This window comes from Anaerotignum propionicum DSM 1682 (assembly GCF_001561955.1).
In the GTDB taxonomy this organism is placed as follows: Bacteria; Bacillota; Clostridia; order Lachnospirales; family Anaerotignaceae; genus Chakrabartyella; species Chakrabartyella propionicum.
The window spans coordinates 1,890,882-1,908,892 of record NZ_CP014223.1; the positions used below are offsets into that span (position 1 = coordinate 1,890,882).

Sequence of the window (18,011 nt, forward strand, 5' to 3'; positions counted from 1 at the left end):
ATTTTATCCTTTTTTGAATTACAAAATTAATTAAAATTACTGAGACCTGTAAAATACTGTATTAAATCCGTATTATAAACGACATCCTATTTTGTCTATTTATTACAATAGTTTAAATACCTCTTTAAAAAACTTATAAAATCTTTGCACAGAAGAAATGAGAACATATTCACCTGGTGTATGTAAATCACGAATATCAGGTCCAACAGCTATCATATCCACATATTCAGGAATTTTCTTTGCGAATATACCGCATTCAAGACCAGCATGCAAAACAGTCACCTTAGGCTTTTTATCAAATATTTCCTCATATGTTTTTTCAAATAGTTGTTTCACTTCAGATTTAGGATTGAACTCCCATTCGGGACAATTGTTCAGAATTTGTATTTTACCTTTTACCTCTTGGGCTAATTTTACAATCTTATAATACATTTCCATATACATACTTTTCATAGAGCTTCTTGTCATTGTCATCACAATAAGCTTGTCAGCTTCAGTACGCACAACTCCAACACTTACAGAGCTTTCCACCACTCCGTCAAGCTGGAGATTCATCCTCGTAATTCCACATTCCGAAAATGTAATAAAATTCATAAAACCCTTCTGAGATTCTTTGGATAAAACCCTTCTGGAAACGGCGACTACTTTTTCCACACTAATTTTCATATCATCTTCAATCAAATAATATTCGTTTTTAAATATAGCTGTCATTTCGTTCACAATTTTCAATACTTCTTCTAAATTTTTGTTAGGTACAAATATTGTAGCTTCCGCTTCTCGTGGAATAGCATTATACTGAAGGCCACCACTAACTTCAGAGATATAATAATGCATAGCACTTTCAATTCTTCTTAATATTCTATTGAGTAGTATATTCGAATTTCCTCTACCCCGATGAATATCCTCGCCAGAATGACCTCCTTTTAAACCTGCAATTTTAATTTGTACAGGAATAAACTCATCTGTAACATTTTCCCATACAACAGGGATTTCTGTTCTTATCACTGGCCCCCCTGCACAGCCAACTACAAACACTCCTTCATCATCAGCATCAAGGTTGATTAGCGTCCTTCCCTTTAACACAGAGGCATCAAAGAATTCAACACCAGACATTCCTCTTTCTTCATCACTTGTACAAACAATTTCCAAAGCTGGATGAGCAGCTTCGGGATCAGTTGCTAACGCCATTGCTAACGCAATACCCATACCATCATCTGCACCTAAAGTTGTTTCTTTAGCAATGACTTTGTCACCCTCTATTTCTATTTTGATTGGATCCTTTGTAAAATCATGTATTGTTTCTTCATTTTTTTCACAAACCATGTCGGTATGTGCTTGAAGAATAATAACTGGGTGATTTTCATAACCTGGGGTTGCAGGAACATTGATTAACACATTTTTCATGTCATCTTTATAATATGTAAATTCATGATCCTTTGCAAACTTTATAAGATATTCACACACCATATCTTCGTTGCCCGAACCTCTTGGTATTCTTGTAAGATCTTCAAAGTAACGAAATACATAGCAAGGTTCAATATTTTCTAAAATTCTTTTCATAACATAACTCCTCCTATGCCATAATGAGAGTAGCAGCTACAAGTACACCTATAGTTGCTAAAGCGATAACAAATAGAAATTTTCCTACAAACTTCATCCATATACTATAAGATGTTTTTGTCATTGTAAGTACGCCCATCAAAAGACCACTTGTTGGTGCAACTAGAGCAATCATCGAGTTTGCAGCTGCGTATGCGATAACTACAATTTCTCTACCTACATTTGCGAAATCCGCAAGCGGTGCTACGATACCCATTGATAATGTTGCAAGACCGGAACTTGAGGGAACAAAGAATGAAAGCACCAAATAAATAACGTATGTAGCTACTGAGAAAACCACAGAAGAAGCATTCATTAAAAGTAGTTCCCCGGCATGAAGGATAGTATCTGTAATCATAGCATCGTTCATAATAACAGCTACTCCACGTGCTACGCCAATAATTATGGCAACACTAAGCAGATCTTTTGCACCATTAATAAATGTATCAATGAAATCATCCTCATTCATTTGGTTAATTATTGCAACAACAATAGCAGCGGCGATGAATATTCCTGAAAGTTCACCAAACCACCAGTACATCGTAGGAATAAATGCAATACCAAGGTCTTCCCAAGGAAGTACACCCCAAAGCATAATAAGAAATGAAATTAAAAATACAACAAGTGTAAGTTTTCGTTTTCCAGTAAGTTCCGGAAGATTGTCATAATCTGCATCTTTTAGAAAAAATTTTTTATTTTCTTCTGCTTGAGCATACACAAGAGACTTTGTTGGGTCCTTGCGCACTTTTTCAGCATAATTCATCGTAAATATGATGCCGGCCGGTATATAAATTGCAAGAAGAACAATTCTTACTAAAATACCATCGCCAATGGAAATACCGGCAAAGCGGCTTGCAATAGCCACTGCAAAAGGATTTGCAATTGATCCCATAACACCGAGCGCTGCCCCCATTTTAATTACACTTAAACCGACTAAGGTATCATACCCCGCTGCCAAAAGAACTGGTATGAGTACAGGGAAAAATGGAAGAGTTTCTTCTTCAATTCCAAAAGCTGCCCCAGCAAAGGAGAAGATGCACATTAAAATAGGAATCAAAAGTTTTTCACGACCTTTGAGCTTTCTAATCGTATGCCCTATTCCTGCATCAATTGCACCGGTTTTCATAACAACTGCTAAGAAACCACCTATAACAAGTGTATAAAGAATAATATCTACCGAATCCATAAAGCCGTTAACAGGTGCCAATATAATTGCTCCCAGTCCCTGTGGATTTGATTGGGTAATATGGAATGTTCCTGCAATAGGCTGAAGCTTTGAAGCTGTCGGATCTACATAATCATATGCACCCCCCGGTAATATCCATGATAGTATTGCAACTAGAATTATAATACCTATAATAATTGCAAATGATGACGGCATTTTGATTTTTTTCTTTTCTTTCATAATCACACGCTCCTTTAGTAAATAAATAGTATAATACAGATGTCTACATATCTTTTATAAGCAAAATTGATGCCAAAGAAAAATCAAATCCTTTAAAACACTTAAAAACCCACAAAAAATTTTTTTATTTAAGTAGTTTTTTCAACTTTATTTTCAACCGAGACATTCATAAGATAGAATTTAAGTTAAAATCGACTTGTTATGCCAAAAAAATAAGTCGAAAACAACTCGCTAATTATTTTCGCAATAATTAATAAGTTGTTTTCGACTTAGTACTAGAGTGATACTAATTCATAAATAGCATGCGCATATATTTCAGTCATTTTTATTAGACTGTCAATTTCAATATATTCATTTACTCTATGCCATGCCTGGTTTCCTCCTGGGAAGATTGCTCCAAAAGCAGCAACATTAGGAATTACCTTTGAATAACTTCCACTTCCACTAACTATAGGTTCAGATTTATCTTTGGTTACCTGTCTGTATGCTTTTAAAAGGGCTTCGATTAAAAAATGTTCTTTTGGGAAATAAACAGGATCCCAGTAAGAACGTTCGTATTCCTTAAATCCATTTGAATCAAAAATATGCTTAAGCCTCTCTAGAGTTTCTACAAAATCGCATGTAACCGGATACCGAATATCTAGTCTAATCACTGCATTTTCACCGTCAAACTCTATAATGCCAAAGTTTATCGTCAGTTTCCCTGAGAAACTATCACTGTAGTCTACACCTAGCTTTTCGCCGTAGATATCATGGCCTAGATAATCATTTAGGAACGTAATAAGTCCTCTTACCTGTCCTTTTCCAAAACCGATTCTATACAAAAAGCTGATCATCGGACATATGGAATTTATACCCATTTCCAGGGCCATACTGTGTGTTTCCATACCATATGATTCTATCACGACTCCATTTTCTACAATTCTTGCAGACATATTGTGTCTGTTTTCTATTGCAAATTTAGAAAGGTTCGTTACGATTTCTTCCGGACGGTTCGTGCTTAAAAACGCTTCACAGTATCCTGGGACAGTGTTTTCAACAGTGCCCCCTTTTAAATAAACGATTCGTTCATCATCGTTTTGTGGAAAATCACCACGGTATTCAAGCATAGCAAGACCTTTTTCTGCATATACAACAGGAAAATGACCATCTAGTGTAAAGCCTGCAATGGGAGGCTTTTCAATTTGCAAGTAATGAGCCATATCTTTAAAATAACGCTCTTCATCGGTGCCAATGATAAGTCTAACTTTTTTATTCAATTTTCTTCCTGATTCCTTAACTGCTTTAAGAGCATATAATGCAGCAATAAGCGGCCCTTTGTTATCCATAGTACCTCTACCATATATTTTGTTATCTATAATACGACCTTCAAACGGCGGCACCGCCCACATATCTCCTGCGCTACAAATATCTACATGACTAAAAACGCCTATATATAAATCTTCTTCTCCGTATTCCACATATCCACAATACCCATCTAACATTTTAACATGAAATCCCATGTTCTCCGCTAAATCTAATACATAAACAAGAGCATCGTTCATTTCTTTGCCAAATGGCATTCCTTCAGAGCCTTCTTGTTGTATACTTATAATCTTTACTAAATCCTGTAAGGAGGAAATAATTTTCTCCCTCTCATCGTTTATTTCTTTTTTAAAATTCATGTCGTCACCTGCCATTTGTAAATTTAGAATGTTCCTATTATTGAATATTATATTTTCGGAGAAGCCTAGATGCTTTTGTCTGACTTATGCCAATGGCAGTTGCCAATTTATAGGTACTTTTGTATATTGAATAATATCTAAAAAGCAACTCTTTTTCAAAGGCTTCTACTTCATCTTCAAATTTAATGTTTTTTATTTCATTATTTTCTGCGACAGTATCTGTCTCATGGAAGCTTGGAATATCCCCAACAGTAATCTGATCGTCACGCGAAGTCACAACTAGTCTTTCCATAACGTACTGTAACTCCCGTATGTTTCCACTCCATCCCCCAGAACAAAGCAACTTCCTTGTTTCAAAGGTAATACTTTTGTTTATGTGGTATGTTTTGTTATATAACTGCAAAAAGTAATCTATAAGAGGATTAATGGCATCAACACGTTCTCGTAAGGGGGGCATATGAAATTCAATTACCCTTAAACGATAGAATAAATCTTCACGAAACTTATGCTCCATTACTTGTTTTTTTAGATTAAGATTAGTTGCAGAAATAATCCTTACATCTACCGTTTTAGACTTTAAAGCACCAATGGGGGTGTAAGTTTTTTCCTGAATAAGCTGTAAAAACTTCGATTGAAGCTGCAGCGGCAATAACCCTATTTCATCTAGAAAAAGGGTTCCTGTGTCTGCTGCTTCAACAAGTCCTTTTTTCCCCTTTTGACTTGCACCTGTAAAAGCACCTGCGACATAACCAAAAAGTTCTGATTCTATCAAATTTTCAGGGATAGCCGCACAGTTTATAGTAATAAATGGTTTATTTGCCCGTTTGCTCTTTGAATGAATATATTTTGCCAACATACTTTTCCCTGTCCCTGATTCACCTGTTATAAGAATTGTAGAATCAAAATTAGATATTCTGCTTATTGTTTCGAGGATAGACTGCATTTTAATATCACCTAAAAACATATCTTGCGCAGGAGCTTCGGGTACATGTTCTTTAACTGGAAGGATGGGTGCTTTAAACGGTGTTGCAATTGTTTCAATAATATAATTAATTTCACCATTATGTAATATGGGAGCAGTATTAATATAAAACAACCCTAAATTTTCAATCTTTTTTTGATAAGACTGCCCCTCACTTGTTTCAATGACGGCTTTAATTCCAGTAACCCCTTGATACTCAACATTTTCAATAGAAGAAAAATGTTTACCTACAAATGCTTCTGAACCATGGAGATAAGCATTTTTAAAGGCCAAATTATAATATCTTATGATACCTTCTTTATCATACATACAAATATAAAAACCTATCGTATTTACAATATCATTAAAGTTGATTTTATTAAATTTCAAAATCACACCTCCGTTTTTGCACAACCTCTTAATAATATTGTAGCTGAACACATTATCTAATGCAATATATGTTACTAAATAATATTTCTTTCAAACTGGATTCGTGTTTACATCGAAGAAAACAAAACAAAAATTGCCACCAAATTCGTCACAAATATATCTGGTATTTACATTTTGATGTGCTAAACTTTCATGCCAGACATGACACCTTTTCTATCAGGCATCTGACTCAGATGTGGCGCAATTACAGAAAAAAATGTCAATGTAGTCAACCGTTGATTCCCATCAATCACATCATAATAAGGGATCTTTTCTTCTTTTTTCAACTATACTTCCAAGAAAATAATTATCATTCTTCTAGTCTTATTAAAATCCAAAAGGTAATCAAACAATATTTTAATTTGTTACTTTTTTCATTATGCAGTATATCTTCAGCCTATCCTTTACAACTGTAAAATGCACCCATCAGTAAAATCTAATGGGTGCATCAAACCAATTCCTATTTTATATAATACTCCTCAACCACCAAAAGCTAATCAGTCCACTCAATCCTAAGGATTGCCAGTTCCCAACAAGTGATTTTACAAGGAAATTCAAGAATTCATATCACAGAGAAATTTCATTCAAAAATTCGGAAACCGTATTTTCCAAGCTTTTTGCTCCTCTTACTCGCTCTACTAATTCCCTCTTGGTAGGTAAGAAATTCCTCAATTTTTTCAAGCCAAGCCATGTTTATGTTAAGTTAACAAAAATTTTGTCATAAGTATCGCTTTTTTATGTTTCCTCAAGATTTACAGAACATAATGTCTTTTTATTCCTATTTTCCGGGTAAATTAAAAACATTATAAAATATGCTTTTAAGTTGTTTAAACTAAAACAGGCAATTCACAATCAAAGTAATTTCTATTTAACAGTCTTATTTCGTCCAGTATTTTTTGCCTCATAAAGCTTCTTATCAGCAAGCAAAATCATATCGTTTGCCTTCCAATCCATGTCATCATTAGGCATAGTACATATTCCAAAGCTAGCTGTGATCTTTATTTCTTGCCCTTCGTAAGTAAATATATTATTTTCAATACTTCTCCTGATTTTTTCCGCTATTTCATAAGCAATACTATTATCGGCATAGTTTAATACAATAATAAACTCCTCTCCTCCATATCTCGCTACCCAATCAATTCCTTCTCGTATCGATTTTGATAATATGTATGCAAAGTCAACTAAAATTTTATCTCCAGCTAAATGTCCATAATTATCATTAACAAATTTAAAATGGTCTATATCCGTCATCAAAATTGAAAATGAATTTTTTTCATTGCTGTTTTTTATTATATCAATAGGTAATCTCTCATTAATGTATCTTTTATTATATATGCCAGTTAACTCATCCTTAATAATTTTATTATTCATCTCTTCTATAATTTTTTGAACCTCGTCGACTGTTTTATTGACATAATTTTCAATAATCGAACAATCTGTTATATCTTTTAATAGCTCCAAAATATATTTATTAGTGCCAATGTTAAAAGGTGAAGCAATTACCATGTAAATTTTCTCTTTATTATACTCTATTTTAACAAAGGTGTTTTCTTCATTATATGCCCTCATCGATATACAGTTAGAACAATAGCTCTTGGATTTCCAAAGGTCAAAGCAATTACCAACTGTAGGAATGTAACCTTTATTATCAATAATTACTCTTTTATTTATAGGATCAACTATTCTTACCATTTCATATAAATTTTTGAAAACAGACAGATGTTCTAGAAGTACATTTACATTATCCATTATTTCATCTCCTAAACCTTAAGTATATATAAGAAATAAGCTTACAGATACTCTTCTCATTTTTAATAATGAAATTTCCATCATCTCCTATTCCTCCTAGCTTAGCTATTATTGTCTAGGTCAATCAAAATTGCACCACTACAGTATAAAATTTGCTTATAAAGCACATCGTGCAGCATAAGGCATCATGCCTCTCATATAAGGAGCTTTATACCTGCTAAAACAATGCAATTAGAATTCGCCTTTCCTCGTCCAACAATATTTTTGACACGCATGAACGATTTCAGGATCAAACTGAGTTCCTGAACATCTTTTTAGTTCTTCAATCGCTTGTTCATGAGAAAACGCACCCTTATATGTCCTAATTGCAGTCATAGCCTCATAAGCATCTGCAACGGTTATAATTCTTGAAACTAAAGGTATATCTTCACCTGACAGACCTCTTGGATACCCCTTACCATCCCAGCGCTCATGGTGCGAAAGCACATATTCAGCTAGTCTTGTATACACGTCTGCCGATTTCAGAATATGATAACTGATTTCAGGATGCTTTTTAACTTCTTCATATTCGGCTTCTGTAAGTTTTCCTGGCTTATTTAAAATATCGTTATTAATTGCAATCTTACCAATATCGTGCATTAAGCCTGCTAATTCTAGTTCCTTTATGACCTCATTATCTAACTTCATTGCTTCACCGATTTTGCGACACAACTTACTAACTCTTTCTGAATGTATCTTTTCTCGGGCATTCGCCTCATGAAGGGTATGCATGATAACTTTAATGGTTTGATTTCGCATGCTCTGACTCTCTGTTATTTTCTTGCGGTACATAAAGTCTTCAGCCTTAGCAAACACTTCCCTAATATCATCATGACTACTTTCTTTTGTTTCCCAACCAATGGAAGCAGAAATTACAACATTATCTACCTTCTGAAGTTCCATAGCCTTGTATATCCTTTTGATGATTAACTCTGCCTCGACTGAACTCGTTCGTGGAAGCAATATGACAAATTCATCGCCACCAATTCTTGAAACAATATCCTCTGCTCTACATTCGCTTTTCAAAACCTTTGCTACACTTTGCAAAAGCAAATCTCCAACTTCGTGACCAAAGGCATCATTTGTAAGCTTAAGGCCGTTGACATCTACCATTGCAATAGTAAAGGGTAAATTTCTATCTACATCTAATCGTTTTATTTCTTCTGCAAAAAAATGCCTATTAAATAGTCCTGTCAACTGATCATGATAACTTAGGTATTCTATTTTTTTCTGTTTTTCTTTTTGGTCAGTAACATCTCTAAATACCAAAACTGCACCAATGATATTTCCATTCATATCTGTAATGGGAGAAGCACTGTCTTCAATAGGAATCCCATCCCCGTTTTTCGTGATAAGAACAGCATGATTTTCAAGAGAAACAACTTTTTTAAGTTGCAAAGCTTTTGTCACTGGATTCACACATTTTTCTCGTGTGTATTCATTAATTATCTTGAATACTTCCTCAAAAGGTTTACCAGATGCCTCTTCCTGTTTCCAGCCAGTTAATTCTTCGGAAACAGTATTCATTAATACTATATTTTCGTTTTGGTCTGTAGAAATCACTGCATCGCCAATTGACTTAAGAGTCGTCCCAAAGAGCTCTTTTTCCAGTTCAAGCATTTTTGCATTTTCTGTTAATGCATCAATTAACTGTTTAATTGAATTTCTCATCTTTTCAATTGAAGTAGCGAGTTGACCAATCTCATCCTTTCTCTTTTTAATGTTATTATCGATGTGCTCGTCCAAAACCCCATTAGAAATCAAATTTGCCAAATGAGTAGTCTTTTGTAATGGTATTGTAATACTCTTTGCGAAAAAAGAAACTAAAGAAATGGTGCCTATAATAAGTAGCAAAAACAAAACGGAAATTGCAAAAATTTGATTTTGAAAGGCAGTGTCAATGTCCTTTCTTTTATCTTCAATTGATTTATTAATGTCATCAATATAATTTCCGGTTCCCACAACCCAATTAAAAGGTACAAACAGTTTTACATAACCCCTTTTCATGACAGGTTGAGTTTGGTTTGCTTTAGGAAACCAATAATCTATATATCCGCTTTCGGATTCCAAAGCAATTTTTATACATTTCTTTACAACGGGAACTCCGTTAGAATCGAAGAAATTATAGCGGTTAGTTCCTTCTGTATCGGAACCAAGCAGTACCACATTGACTCCATCTATTGTGTCAATCCAAAAATAGCCTTCCCCATCATATCTAAGATCACGTACTAAATCAGCACCTAAGGTCTGTGCCTCTGCAAAAGTAAGCTCGCCAGAATCATATTTTTCATAAATGCCATCCAGCAAGGTGATTACATTATCTACTTGGTCTTTTATATTTCTGTCATAATTGTTCCGAATGGTTTGATCAATAAACTCAAGATCATCTTGTTTTCCAAGGTACGCATTGTATAGCAAAATAGCGGATACTAATATTATTAAAGAAAAAATCAACGCTACAAAAACATTTAGTTTTGCTTTAAATTTAATATTATTAATAAATTTAAACAATTTTAAATTCCTCCTTTCCAATAGTGGTATGCTGTGATAACAAATCATGTTGCTAATTTTTTGTACAAAAAGTGTAGCCATACCACTAATAGGTCCTTTACTTCGTACAGCGAAAAATCCAAAACCCCCACTTTCCCAATAAGAATAAGGTGCACTTTTCCATAAAACCTTATTAAATCGGATTTCAACATCTACGCTACTATACATTTTTTTTCAATTTAATTTTAGCATATTTATAAAATTTATACAATATAATACAAAAATCGTCGGAAAATTTCCTGTTTCCTACACTATCATAATTACATCGGTGAATTATAATTTAGTATGTTAATCCTTGCAAAATCCACAATTATCCTCACCGCGAACTTCTCATCATAGACTGTAACCTTCCCAACCAATCATATAGCTAGCTGGTTTGGGTAAGTGATATTAATTACATTAAAGTAAGGGGAAAATGGCAATAACTTTGTATTGTCATGGATCTCTTTTCCCGTAAAGTAATTGCATGGCATATTTCTGGCAGACCAAATGTTGACCTGGTAATCACTGTTTTCAAAAAAGCGTATGAAAATAGAAAGGCTCCTTACGGGCTTATGTTCCATTCTGATCGAGGATCTCAATATACTGCCTTTTCTTTTCGGGAGCTGTTAGATTCTCTTGATGTTGTGCAATCATTTTCTAAAAAGGGCTATCCTTTTGAAAATGCATGTTGCAAAGTTTCTTCAAATATCTAAAAAAAGAAGAAATTAATCGACAAAATTATCACTCTTTTCATGAACTTCAAATAAGTCTTTGAGTACATTGAGGTATACTACAATTCCAAAAGGCCTCACGGTTCACTTGGTATGTTAACCTTTAACGAAATTGAAAATTTATACTGAGAGCACCACTAATTAAATGCTCTCAGACAATTTTTATTAAAAAACGTGTCCATTTTCTTCACTATATTACAATGCCCCTCAGTCCACATATCCAATGATTTCCAATGATTCTTGCTTAGAGTAAACACATATATGGTAAAAATTTGATGATTTTTAGACAAAAAAACACCAGATACGGGATTGTATCTGATGCTTTGATACTTCTATCTTTTTCCAATAAATTACTCTTGCTCGTCTAAATTCTTATACACAAACCAGTCGGATAAACTATAGATCCCTCTTTCCTTGTCTAATACCGGAACATCATTTTCTCCTCTATGAAATAAAACCTTGTCTCCAATAATTTCATTATGAGGCCAATTTGCCGGAGAAAAAACTTTCTTAATAGACGCCAGTTTTAATGCTTTCACCGCTCTCAATATTTCATCAATATTTCTTCCTATCTCTTTCGGATATTCCAACATAGTTCTTACTTTTCCATTATGATCTACAATAATTACTGCTCTAACTGCCGCTGTATCATCTTCGTTTGGATGAATTAAGCCAAGGGTTTCAGAAATATTTCTCTTCTCATCATCAATAATAGGAAATTCTATTTGAACATAAATATTTTCTTTTATCCATTGAATCCATTTCTCATGAGACTCTAAACTATCCACACTTAATCCAATTAATTCAACGCCTAAATCATCAAACTGTTTCTTTTTCTTTTGGAAAGAAACAAATTCAGTAGTACATACTGGAGTAAAATCTGCCGGGTGACTAAACAACACAAACCATTTTCCTTGATAATCATCTGGCAAATGAATCCTTCCCTTTGTTGTTTCTACTGTTATTTCAGGAAATTTGTCTCTCAGTGATATTTTCATAAAATCCCTCCTTGATAATAATTTTTATTTTATAATAATTATATACTATATTCTTTAAAATGCAAATCAAAAGTTATTTTTATTTTTATAAATCTATCCCAATTTCTTTACTATGTCTTATTTAATGTCTGCCATGTAATTTCCCCCTCGACCGTATACTTTCAAATTAAATTGTGTCTTTCACACCAAACTTTTTCTAAAATCTTCATAAGAATTGACCCAATCAAATTTAACCAAGTCTGATAATGCCTGAAAATGCAATTTCGCACATTTTATAATTTTGTTTGTTCAACTTCGGTTAAGTCCTACCTATTCTTATCAGCCTTTGTTTCAATCCAACCTATAACCGTCGCACTATTCCCAAGCCACTCTGTATCTAAATAAAATTAATGTTTTACTTGCTATATTAATAACTGGAGAATAATCATGGTTAGTATTGGTTTTGATATTTCCAAAGTAAAAAGTAAAGTTTGCTTTTTAAATCCATGATTTTTATGCATTGCTCTAAGGCGTACGCAATTCCCATCAGAACCAAAGATTCTACGTTTTTTTGTTTGCTTTTTTGGGCGCTTGAGCCCTTCTCGTTGCCAGATACGAGCGACTTTTTTATAACTGATTTTATATCCTCGATTTCGTAGTATATCTGTTACCATACGATAACCTTTGCGTCCAAAATTTGTGGCTAGTTCAATGATTTCTTTTACTAGTTCTTCTTCGTCATCCCTTACGACAGGTTGGTATCTTATTGAATTGCGGTGTACATTTAACGTCCGACAAGCCTGTCTTTGTGTTATTTGAAATCTTTTCATAACATAATAAACAGCCGCTTTACGCTTATACGGGCTTAGAAGTTTTTTGAGTTTACATCTTTTAAAATTGCATCTTGAAGGCTTAAATCAGCCAGAAGATTTTTCAATCTAGCATTTTCTTTTTCTAGATTTTTCATTTTTGTAGCGTCACTCGTATTCATGCCCCGTATTCTTTTCGTCAACGATAATATGTTTGTTCAGAAATTTCATTTTGTCTACAAGCTTCTGCAATGCTTTTTCCTTGAGAGCAAAGCACTTTTACTTTCTTGAGAATCAAAACAATTTGCTCGGTTGTATATTTTTTTCTAGCCGTAATTTTACCATCCTTTGTTAGTTAGATTTCTCGATTTACTAACATTATATGTAGTTCAATAAATGGGGGCAAGACCAATAAAGCAGTAGCAGAATCTACATATAACATAATTAAAACGGAATTTGTTCGAAGGGATGTCCGCTGTAATGTACTCAATCATGGTTATTTTTAATAAGAAATGTAAACACATAATAGGATTGGAAAACTCCGTACTACAGCTTATTATAAGTTTCCTTACCGTTACCGTGTTTATTCTAATTAAAAGCGGCTTCGCCCTACAAATTAGCAGCAACGATTGGGTTTGGATATTGACACTTGATCTTTTTAATACAGGTATTGGTTGCTATTTTTATTTTTCTTCTATTAACAATTTGCCAGTGCAGACGGTTGCAATTTGCGGGTATCTGGAGCCCCTTTCTGCGGTTATATTTTCGGTGATATTCCTTACCGAAAATATCTCACACACTCAAATGCTCGGTGCAATCATGATTATAGGCGGTGCAATTTTAGGAGAGTTCTTCCCTTTAAAAACATATATTTCAAAAATAAAGGTAACTCGAAAGCTTATAAAAAAATATGTATTAAAAACAGTATCTAAACTCAAAATTTTAGTATAATTAAAAAAGTTTTTCCAATTAGAAGCTTGCATAATATTTTACAATAATTATAATTAAATATGTGAAATAAAGTTAATTCCAATGTTCCGCAAATTACTATTTTCCACACTTTTAGGAGGTTCAAATGGACAAAATTTCTGAATTAAAACTTCTAAATTATGTAATAGATAACTCACCTACAGGAATTATGATAACAGACCAAAAAGGGACTGTAATTAAGGCAAACAAAAGACATGCAGAAATAACAAATTATGCAATTGAAGACTTAATAGGCAAAAACATGCAAGATTTAGCTATTTCAGGTATAGTGCATAGATCATCAAGCTTAAGTGCACTAAAAACTGGTATACCATTGGTCGTTCAGCAAACAATACAAAAGGGTACACCCTTTGAAAAGGGGATCATGGCTAAAAGCATACCCGTTAAAGATGAAACAAATACTACTACACATGTAATAAATTATGTTTTTGACATAAGCGAAAAAGCCAATTTAATTAATAGGCTTAAAGAAGAAAAAGCAAATAACTTAAAGTTTAAGTTGGAGCTAGAGAAATACCGGGACATAGGTAAAGAAGGTAAAATTCCAAAATTTATCTATAAAAGTAAAGAAATAAGTGATTTATTAGAAAAAGCAAAAAAAATTGCACCTACGGATTTATCCGTTCTTATTACTGGAGAATCTGGCACAGGAAAGAGTTTAATTTCAAAGTATATTCATGCACATAGCAACAGAAGTTCAAATGGATTTGTCGCAATTAACTGTGGAGCAATTCCCCCAACGCTTATTGAATCAGAGTTATTTGGATATGAGAAAGGGGCTTTTACAGGAGCAAATAATTCTGGCAAAAAAGGACTGCTTGATTATGCCGATGGAAAAACACTTTTCTTGGATGAAATCGGTGAGCTGCCATTCGAATCTCAAGTTAAACTCCTTACCGTATTACAGGATGGCGAGTTCTATAGAATTGGTGGTAATGAACCAATTAAAGTTGATGTTAGAGTTATCTCAGCAACAAATTCAAATTTAATAGAAAAAATAAATAATAAACAATTTAGATTAGACTTGTTTTATCGTTTAAATATGATTTCTTTAAATATTCCTCCGTTAAGAGAAAGAACTGAGGACATTCCTCCATTAGTTGAGAACATTTGCAATAGCTTAAATTTAAAGTACGGTATGGAAAAAAGTTTTTCACCTTCAGCAGTTCAACTGTTACAAAATTGTAGGTTAAATGGGAATGTGCGTGAATTAATAAATATAATTCAAAGTAACATGGTTCTTAGTTCAAACGACATTATTGATAACTTAGAAATTACGAATGAATTCGTTACATATTTTCCAGCTAATTATAATCCAGCAAGTTCTATTTTAAATAATACTTCTTCCTCAAAAACAAAAGAGGTTAAAGAAAAGAATGAGTTGCTAGATGCTATTAAATTTTGTAACACAACAACGGAACTAGCCGAACATCTCAATGTAAGTCAATCAACTATTTCTAGAAGATTGAAAAAATATAATCTCAACTTGAAAAAAATAAAAAAAATGGAAAGATAGAAAATTTATTTTAAAGACTAAATGACTATGAAGTATTAGATTTACTCGCTGATTGGAACTTGGATAAGTTAAAAGCGAGTCTGTGAAAGTTTTTCTGTAAATATGGTTTTTTAGGGTCTTCTATGATACGATATTAAATCATAGGAGCCCTTTTATTATGGCAAGAGAAAAGAAACCAGTTCACAAGGTACAAATGACAGACGGAAAACGCAACATCATTCAGCAGCTTCTGCAGGAGTATGATATTCAGTCGGCAGAAGGATCTGCTTGGGGGCACCATCAAAGAAATGATGGACGCTGAAATGGATGACCATCTTGGCTATGAAAAATCAGAACGCTCTGACAGCGATGATTACCGCAATGGTTACAAGTCAAAGCGTATCAATAGTAGCTACGGAAGCATGAATATCCAGGTTCCACAGGATCGTAAGTCGACCTTCAAACCACAAGTAGTCAAAAAAACGCCAGAAAGATATATCGGATATTGACCATTAAATTTTCAATAGAGGTGCGTAAAGTAATTTATACCACAAATGCTATTGAAAGCCTGAATGCAACTTACCGCAAGCTGAACCGCCAAAGAAGCGTATTACCTAGTGATACAGCCCTTCTAAAAGCCCTGTATTTATCTACGTTTGAGGCAACAAAAAAATGGAATCTGCCACTTAGATACTGGGGACAGGTTTATGGCGAACTCAGTATCATGTATGAGGGACGGCTACCTCAATAAGTCACTAATTTATGCTGATTTTTTACAGGCGGTATTTTCGCCTGCTATTGACATACATCAATATTTGCTGTTATATATAAAACAAGGTCTGAAGGCTTATTCCTAAGCTCTCAGACCAGTTCTTATCATAGAAGATTAGTATTTACAGACTTTTCTTCACACACGCTTAAAAGCTTTCTATGACAATAAAATTTGTCACAGAAAGCTTTTTTATTTGTTGTTTCATAAATTCAATTTTAAAATTTCTTCAATAGTTACTTATGATAAACTACTTCCCCATCTACCATAGTAAGTAAGCAGTCTATTTTTTCAAGCTCAGAAGCAGTTGATTCTAATATGTCTCCATTAAAAACAGCAAGGTCTGCCAGTTTACCAACTTCAATACTTCCCTTTATATCTTCCTCGAAAGTGGCATATGCACCATTATATGTATACATACGAATTGCTTCAAGAATAGTAATATTCTGTTCCGGACCAATAGGATTACCCACACTTGTTCTTCTATCAATAGCTGAAGACAACCCGAGCAAAGGATTGCTGCTAACAATTGGACCATCGGTACCAATTGCAGCCTTTACCCCAGCATCTACCCAACTTTTACAAGGAAATAGGCTATTTGCTCTTTCGCCAAAGAACTTAAAGTACCTTTCACCATTAAGGTATAAAAATCTTGTATTTGGCGTTGGTATCATACCTAAATCTTTAATTCTCTTAATTTGATCAGAATTAGCCATTCCACAATGCTCAATACGGTGCCTAGAGTCTTCTCTTGGGAATGCCTTTTGCGCCTTTTCAATTGCAGTAATCCAGATTTCAGCAGCTCTATCGCCTATGCAGTGTGCTGCCGCCTGCAGTCCTGCTTTATGAATCACTAATGCCACTTCTTCAACTTCTTCTGGCAACATAGATAAAATTCCTGTTCCATTATCATGGCAGTACGGAATGCTTACAGCACAACTAGGTGAACTGCTTGAACCGTCAATCATAATTTTCATAATGCCATATTTAAGCCTTTCGTTTCCTAGACAGCCTATGCCAACATCAATATATCTTTTTATGTCTCTTATTACATTCTCTTTTCCAAGCAAATTAAAAAACATCGGTGCAACTCTTAATTTATAAGATTTATTCTTAATGGCTTGATTATAGGCATAATAGGTTGTAGCCCCATAGGAACCTGCATCATGAGTAGTAGTGACGCCGTATTTCAAAATTTCGCCACTTTCAATCCCTAATGCACGAATTAATTTGTCTACATCAATATCTGCAAAATTCCACATGTGATAATATGCAGTTTCATAAAGCTGACCTGTTAACTGACCATCATTAATTGCAACCTGACCTTCAACAAAGTCCTTTGCAGTATTAATATTAATATTACCTATTTCCAATGCTTTTGAATTAAAGCTCCCCACATGCCCGCAGAACCTACCTATTAACAATGGATTATCGGGTGCAATTTCATCTAGCTCTTTAGACGTTGGTGCTTCACCTTCTTCCATCCTCATTTCATCATAACCCCAGAATAAAATCCATTTCCCTGGTGGAGTTTCTTTGACAGCCCTTTTTATAATTTCGAACATTTTTTCTTTGTTTGGTGCAAAGGATGGGTCTAAATTATAAAACATATTTTTCCATGCAGCAGTATGAGCCGTGTGTTGATGAGAATCAATGAAACCAGGAGTTAATGTTTTGTTTTTCAAATCATAAACCTTGGTATTTTCTCCAATATATTCTTCCGCCTCAACATCATTTCCAACATAAATTATTTTGTTATCTAAAATTGCAACAGCACTTACTACATCATCGTTACTGTTTACTGTAATAACTTTACCATTTTTAAATACATAGTCTGCCTTTAAAAGTTTACCCATTTAAAT

Annotated in this window: 13 protein-coding genes and 1 pseudogene; 4 read left to right on the forward strand and 10 right to left on the reverse strand. The window is 33.8% G+C overall.

Annotated features, from left to right (window positions below):
* Nucleotides 1-102: 102 nt before the first annotated feature.
* The 6 genes from pepD to CPRO_RS08845 form a co-directional block, all read right to left on the reverse strand.
* On the reverse strand, nucleotides 103-1,560 hold the full coding sequence (gene pepD / locus CPRO_RS08820) for a beta-Ala-His dipeptidase (RefSeq protein WP_066050559.1): 1,458 nt from the start codon (nucleotides 1,558-1,560) through the stop codon (nucleotides 103-105).
* Between the two features lie 13 nt (nucleotides 1,561-1,573).
* Nucleotides 1,574-3,004, reverse strand: coding sequence for a YfcC family protein (locus CPRO_RS08825; protein ID WP_066050562.1), 1,431 nt, complete (start codon nucleotides 3,002-3,004; stop codon nucleotides 1,574-1,576).
* 275 nt (nucleotides 3,005-3,279) lie between these two features.
* Nucleotides 3,280-4,668 (reverse strand): dipeptidase PepV, encoded by a 1,389-nt coding sequence (gene pepV / locus CPRO_RS08830; RefSeq protein WP_066050565.1) that lies wholly within the window; start codon nucleotides 4,666-4,668, stop codon nucleotides 3,280-3,282.
* A 37-nt stretch (nucleotides 4,669-4,705) separates the two neighbouring features.
* Nucleotides 4,706-6,019: a sigma-54 interaction domain-containing protein gene (locus tag CPRO_RS08835; protein WP_082754297.1), complete on the reverse strand. Its 1,314-nt coding sequence runs from the start codon at nucleotides 6,017-6,019 to the stop codon at nucleotides 4,706-4,708.
* Nucleotides 6,020-6,922: 903 nt separating this feature from the next.
* The gene (locus tag CPRO_RS08840; protein ID WP_066050568.1) at nucleotides 6,923-7,807 is read right to left on the reverse strand and encodes a GGDEF domain-containing protein; all 885 of its coding nucleotides are present in this window, start codon (nucleotides 7,805-7,807) and stop codon (nucleotides 6,923-6,925) included.
* Nucleotides 7,808-8,038: 231 nt separating this feature from the next.
* Complete coding sequence (locus CPRO_RS08845) at nucleotides 8,039-10,357, reverse strand: HD domain-containing phosphohydrolase (protein WP_066050573.1); 2,319 nt, start codon at nucleotides 10,355-10,357, stop codon at nucleotides 8,039-8,041.
* Between the two features lie 476 nt (nucleotides 10,358-10,833).
* On the opposite strand from CPRO_RS08845, the gene CPRO_RS16135 reads away from it, so the two are divergent.
* Complete coding sequence (locus CPRO_RS16135; RefSeq protein WP_066050576.1) at nucleotides 10,834-11,091, forward strand: DDE-type integrase/transposase/recombinase; 258 nt, start codon at nucleotides 10,834-10,836, stop codon at nucleotides 11,089-11,091.
* A gap of 368 nt (nucleotides 11,092-11,459) precedes the next feature.
* Here the strand turns inward: CPRO_RS16135 and CPRO_RS08855 are convergent, their stop codons facing one another.
* From CPRO_RS08855 to CPRO_RS16250, 3 genes are all read right to left on the reverse strand, one after another.
* Nucleotides 11,460-12,107, reverse strand: a complete 648-nt coding sequence (locus tag CPRO_RS08855) for a peroxiredoxin (protein ID WP_066050578.1) — start codon at nucleotides 12,105-12,107, stop codon at nucleotides 11,460-11,462.
* Between the two features lie 401 nt (nucleotides 12,108-12,508).
* Nucleotides 12,509-12,916 (reverse strand): IS3 family transposase, encoded by a 408-nt coding sequence (locus CPRO_RS08860; RefSeq protein ID WP_066050581.1) that lies wholly within the window; start codon nucleotides 12,914-12,916, stop codon nucleotides 12,509-12,511.
* Nucleotides 12,917-13,094: 178 nt separating this feature from the next.
* Nucleotides 13,095-13,232 carry a transposase gene (locus CPRO_RS16250; protein WP_082754299.1) on the reverse strand — a complete coding sequence of 46 codons (138 nt, stop codon included), beginning with the start codon at nucleotides 13,230-13,232 and terminating at the stop codon, nucleotides 13,095-13,097.
* A gap of 155 nt (nucleotides 13,233-13,387) precedes the next feature.
* Between CPRO_RS16250 and CPRO_RS16255 the strand changes: the two genes are divergently transcribed.
* From CPRO_RS16255 to CPRO_RS14965, 3 genes and pseudogenes are all read left to right on the forward strand, one after another.
* Nucleotides 13,388-13,846, forward strand: a complete 459-nt coding sequence (locus CPRO_RS16255) for a DMT family transporter (protein WP_236782424.1) — start codon at nucleotides 13,388-13,390, stop codon at nucleotides 13,844-13,846.
* 124 nt (nucleotides 13,847-13,970) lie between these two features.
* Nucleotides 13,971-15,401: a sigma-54 interaction domain-containing protein gene (locus CPRO_RS08875; RefSeq protein ID WP_066050586.1), complete on the forward strand. Its 1,431-nt coding sequence runs from the start codon at nucleotides 13,971-13,973 to the stop codon at nucleotides 15,399-15,401.
* 157 nt (nucleotides 15,402-15,558) lie between these two features.
* Nucleotides 15,559-16,131: pseudogene (locus tag CPRO_RS14965) on the forward strand (transposase).
* A gap of 254 nt (nucleotides 16,132-16,385) precedes the next feature.
* Here the strand turns inward: CPRO_RS14965 and CPRO_RS08885 are convergent.
* A complete protein-coding gene (locus CPRO_RS08885) occupies nucleotides 16,386-18,005 on the reverse strand; it encodes an amidohydrolase (protein ID WP_066050592.1) in 1,620 nt (539 codons plus the stop codon).
* Nucleotides 18,006-18,011: the final 6 nt, after the last annotated feature.